The following is a 4,014-nucleotide window of genomic DNA, read 5'->3' on the forward strand; positions in this document are numbered from 1 at the left end:
GATGAGATCATGTCGCGCATCCTGTTTGGAAGCTCCGTGGCGAACCTCTCGGCGATCCAGGCGGTGCAGTTGGCGTCCTCGCTCAACTCTCTGCGTGGATCGGGCGGCGGGCTGAACCCGCTGGGCAAGCTGCGTTCGGCTGCCGGAATCGATCGCCTGCGCATTCTCGGACCCGACCAAACGACCGGTCGCGGAACCGCGCTGGCGGCGGGCCAGTATCTGACGGACGATATCTACGTGGAGCTGATTACTGACGCGCGTGGCTTCACCGCCACACAGTTGGAGGTCAGCCTCAACAAGTGGCTGTCAGTACTGAGCCAGGCGGGTGGTTCGGGCGTGAACAGCCTGAACGTCCGGATCAAGAAGAACTACTGATGCCCCGGCGATCACGGCGCACGCTTCTTGTCTCGGTGATGCTGCTGGCTGCGTTAGCAGCATGCAAGCGCGAGCCGACGTTCGACGAACGCTACGCCGGAGCGCAGAAGGCGATCCGGGAAAAGGCGGGAGAGTTGGACAAAGACATCGGCGAGCGGGAAAGGCAATCGCGTGAACTGGAAAGGGCGGCGCCCCAGCCACCGCCCTCTTAAAATTAATGCAATTCGTCAAATAGCTGACTTGGCGATGCCGCCCAGCGTGCCTGTTACTTTTTCTTGAGTTCCTCAGGCTTGTGAGCGGCTTTTGCACCGGTCTTGTCGCTCTTCACAAGATACTGCGGGTCATCCTTGGTGGCGGCGACCTTATGCTTTTTGATATGGGTTTCGCTAGTCAGCTTCTTTTCCACCGTGCCTTGGGTTTTGCCCTGGCTGGTGCCCCATTCCACCTTGTCGCCTTTCTTAAGCGTCTTGGTCATCGCCATCTCCTTCGCGAATAGCCGGCGCCTCAAAGGCGAGACGCCGCCACACCAGCATGTGCAAACCGTCTGGTGTTACGGAAGAAAGTGCACTGGACGATCGGCTGTTCCGCCCCCGCACCAAGGGGCAGGGCTGGCAGGGGCAAAAGTTAGCGGGTTGGCTGAACGACCGGGGTCGACGTAAAGACCGGCGGTGCGGAGCCGCGTTTTGGCGTTTCACTCGCGACAGCGGGATCGACCGGGATGCGCTGATCTACGGGATCTAATGTGGTCGTTTCCGCGGCTTGGCGGGCAAGCACGGTTTCCGTGGCAGGGGAGCCAGGATACGGGCAGTTGCGCGTAGCCCCCACTCCTTTGAGGAAGCCGCGTCGCGTCATTCCCGCCTGGATTGCGGCTCGAACGGAGCGCTCTTGCTTGTTAGCCCCGGAAATTTCGCGGATGATCGAACGGAACGGGATGAATGTGCCGACCGCCCATTGCGCGATCCGCCCCTCGCTGAGCCGAGAGCGCTGCTCTTGCGGCAAGTCGATATCGGGGCCGAGCATCGCATCCAACTCGCTCACCGCGGCGACGATCTCGCGGCAGGACTGAAGGTTCTGCAGCGAGTAGGGGCGCTTTTGGGCTTCTGCCAACAAGGCGGGTATCTCCGTCTTGCTGATGTTCAAGTCCGTCATCGGCGTCTTGGCGACATCGACGGCGTCGGGTTCGCGATCCGTTATCCGGCGGGGCTTGTCAGCAGCATTGGCAGATGACGCCAGCAGGATCATCGGCATCAGCGCGCATAGGGGCCGGCGCATCGTCATTCCTCGACTATTGCTTCAGGTCGGCGAAGGTATCGCAAGCTTCATCATTGCCGGTGTCGAGGCCGCGCTTCAACCATTGCATGCGCTGGGCGCTGGAACCATGGGTGAAGCTTTCGGGGGATACGGACCGGCCAGCATTGCGCTGGAGGGTATCATCGCCGATCGCGCTGGCGGCGGTCAGGCCTTCTTCCATGTCGCCGGGCTCGATCAGGTCGCGATGCTGGCCCGCCCAGACGCCGGCGTAGCAATCCGCCTGAAGCTCCATACGCACTTGCAGGGCGTTGGCTTGCGTACCCCCGGCCTGCTGCTGCGCGCTGCGTACCTGATCGGCAAGGCCGGTGAGCTTCTGGACGTGATGGCCATACTCATGCGCGATCACGTAATAGCGCGCAAAATCGCCCTTCGCCCCAAGCTCCTGCGCCATCTGATCGTAGAAGCTGGTGTCGATGTAGATGCCTTGGTCGGCCGGACAGTAGAACGGCCCCATGGCGCTCTGCGCGGCGCCGCAGCCCGAGCGGGTGCCGCCCTTGTAGAACCGCAACGTGGGCTGGTCGAACGGGATATTGGCCTTGCGGAACAGCGGCTCCCACGTCCGGTTAAGCGAATCCAGGGCGTTGCACGCCTCTACCGCGTAATCGCTGCGGTTGCAGATGGTGCGGGCGTCGCCTCCGGCAGGTTGGCTGGCGGAGGGCGCGGTCTGCTGAACGCCTTCGATCGCGCCGATCATCTGGCCAGGATCAACCCCGAACACAACCGCACCGATCAAGGCGATCACCAACGTTCCGCAGCCCACCGCGCCGCCGCCGCCGCCGGGGAAGCCACCACCGCCACCGCCTTCTGAAACGCGGATGTTGTCGGGGTTGAAGGGGTTCAGTCTCACGTAGTCAATATCCCCAGCCTTGGTGCCACCTCATGCCACCATGCCGGTCAAAGCCGTTTCGCCGGGGAATGTTCCTTGCGCTGTGCCCCGATGGAAACAGTTGGACGCATATCGCGTTTGCCAAGCAGCTTTACCTTCAACTCGACTTGATTTCTCCCGGTTTGGTCTCACAAAACGGCGGCATCGATCCTACAGGGGCGCAATGATCAGGGGCATCGTCAGTTCTGCCGTCCGCACGGCGCTGCACAGCGCTGCGCTGATGTGTGCGGCGACGCTGCCCATCTTGGCGACGGCCGCGCCAATGGTGTCACGGGCAGATCGCGAACTTGAGCAGCGGCTACTGGCGCATATCAAGGTGTTGGCGAGCGACGACTTCGAAGGGCGCAAGCCGGGCACGGAGGGTGAGGCCAAGACCTTGCGCTATCTGGGTAAGGAGTGGTTCGATATCGGGCTTGTCTCTGGCACCAATGATCCCAGTCACGAATGGTTTGCGCCGGTCACCCTGATCGCGCGCGAACCATCGGGTTATACGGCCCAGTTTACTGGAAACGGGCGGCGGCTCGGTTTGGCGCGGGATCAGATCGTGGTCCTGACCTCGGGCACTCGCAGCCTGCTTCGCGAGGCACCGCTGCTGTTTATCGGGAAGGGTTCTGGCGCAGAGCTTTCTCGCAACGAATTGGCGGGCCGGGTGGCGGTGCTGCTGGATGGCGATGCGCCGTCCGAAGGGCCTGATGTCAGCTTGCGACAAAACCAGTTGCTGGCGCAGGGGGCTTCTGCCGTGCTGACCGTCCTGGACGGCAAGCGGACTTTGGCGCAAGTCCGCGCGCATCGCCAGCGTACGGGATATGCGCTGGAGCAGGATACGACCGGCGGCGATCTGGAAGCCTTCATCACCAGCGAGGCGATGGCCAACCTGATGCGCGGTGCGGGTGGCTCTCTCAAGGGGCTGACGCAAGCTGCGGCGGAGCCGGGGTTCGCACCCGTGCCGCTGGACCTTAGCGTGACGCTGGAGGCCACGACGCGTGAGACCACGATCCGCACGCACAACCTGATCGGCAAGCTGCCTGGCCGTCATTCCGAAGGCGGGGCGGTGTTGCTGCTCTCACACTGGGATCATTTCGGCATCTGTGGCGCGCCTCCTGCCACTGACCTGATCTGTAATGGAGCCGTCGACAACGCGAGCGGTGTTGCTGCCCTGACTGAGATTGCCCGCCGTCTCTCACGCGGGCCGCAGATGGAGCGCGATGTTTATTTCATGGCGACCACGGCGGAGGAAGTGGGCCTGATCGGCGCGCATGCCTTTACCGAGAACCCGCCGCTACCGCCCGAGCAGATCGTTGCTGCGTTCAATATCGATAGCGTGGCCATCGCTCCCAAGGGCACGCCGTTCGCCATCGTCGGGCGGGGAATGACCAACCTGGATTCGCAGATCGAGCAAGTCGCCAAGGCCGAGCGGCTACGCATCGTGCCGGGCGACGAAG

6 protein-coding genes are annotated in these 4,014 nt (G+C 62.8%); 3 read left to right on the plus strand and 3 right to left on the minus strand.

The features are described 5' to 3' along the window. Together ACHWRX_RS08685 and ACHWRX_RS08690 are read left to right on the plus strand one after the other, a co-directional pair. Positions 1–375, plus strand: a 375-nt coding sequence (locus ACHWRX_RS08685; protein WP_394658895.1) for a translocation/assembly module TamB domain-containing protein, incomplete at its 5' end; no start/stop codon positions are given. Further along, the gene (locus tag ACHWRX_RS08690) at positions 375–587 is read left to right on the plus strand and encodes a hypothetical protein (RefSeq protein WP_394658896.1); all 213 of its coding nucleotides are present in this window, start codon (positions 375–377) and stop codon (positions 585–587) included. The genes ACHWRX_RS08685 and ACHWRX_RS08690, both read left to right, overlap by 1 nt. Positions 588–640: 53 nt before the next feature. Here ACHWRX_RS08690 and ACHWRX_RS08695 read toward each other — a convergent pair whose 3' ends face one another. The 3 genes from ACHWRX_RS08695 to ACHWRX_RS08705 all read right to left on the minus strand — a co-directional run bounded on the left by ACHWRX_RS08695 (position 641) and on the right by ACHWRX_RS08705 (position 2,533). Beyond that, a complete protein-coding gene (locus tag ACHWRX_RS08695; RefSeq protein ID WP_058735516.1) occupies positions 641–850 on the minus strand; it encodes a DUF2945 domain-containing protein in 210 nt (69 codons plus the stop codon). A gap of 149 nt (positions 851–999) precedes the next feature. Then, entirely contained in the window at positions 1,000–1,647 is a 648-nt protein-coding gene (locus tag ACHWRX_RS08700; protein ID WP_394658897.1) for a hypothetical protein, read from the minus strand. 13 nt (positions 1,648–1,660) lie between these two features. Next, entirely contained in the window at positions 1,661–2,533 is an 873-nt protein-coding gene (locus ACHWRX_RS08705) for a neutral zinc metallopeptidase (RefSeq protein WP_394658898.1), read from the minus strand. Between the two features lie 202 nt (positions 2,534–2,735). Here ACHWRX_RS08705 and ACHWRX_RS08710 point away from each other — a divergent pair. Further along, positions 2,736–4,014, plus strand: a 1,279-nt coding sequence (locus tag ACHWRX_RS08710) for a M28 family peptidase (RefSeq protein WP_394658899.1), incomplete at its 3' end; no start/stop codon positions are given.

The sequence above is a fragment of the uncultured Novosphingobium sp. genome, from assembly GCF_964277725.1.
Classification (GTDB): domain Bacteria; phylum Pseudomonadota; class Alphaproteobacteria; order Sphingomonadales; family Sphingomonadaceae; genus Novosphingobium; species Novosphingobium fluoreni.

What these genes read in the sequence shown, in the direction of transcription:
- ACHWRX_RS08690 (WP_394658896.1), top strand. Translation starts at nt 375, where the DNA reads ATGCCCCGGCGATCACGGCGCACGCTTCTTGTCTCGGTGATGCTGCTG.
- ACHWRX_RS08695 (WP_058735516.1), bottom strand. Translation starts at nt 850, where the DNA reads ATGACCAAGACGCTTAAGAAAGGCGACAAGGTGGAATGGGGCACCAGC.
- ACHWRX_RS08700 (WP_394658897.1), bottom strand. Translation starts at nt 1,647, where the DNA reads ATGCGCCGGCCCCTATGCGCGCTGATGCCGATGATCCTGCTGGCGTCA.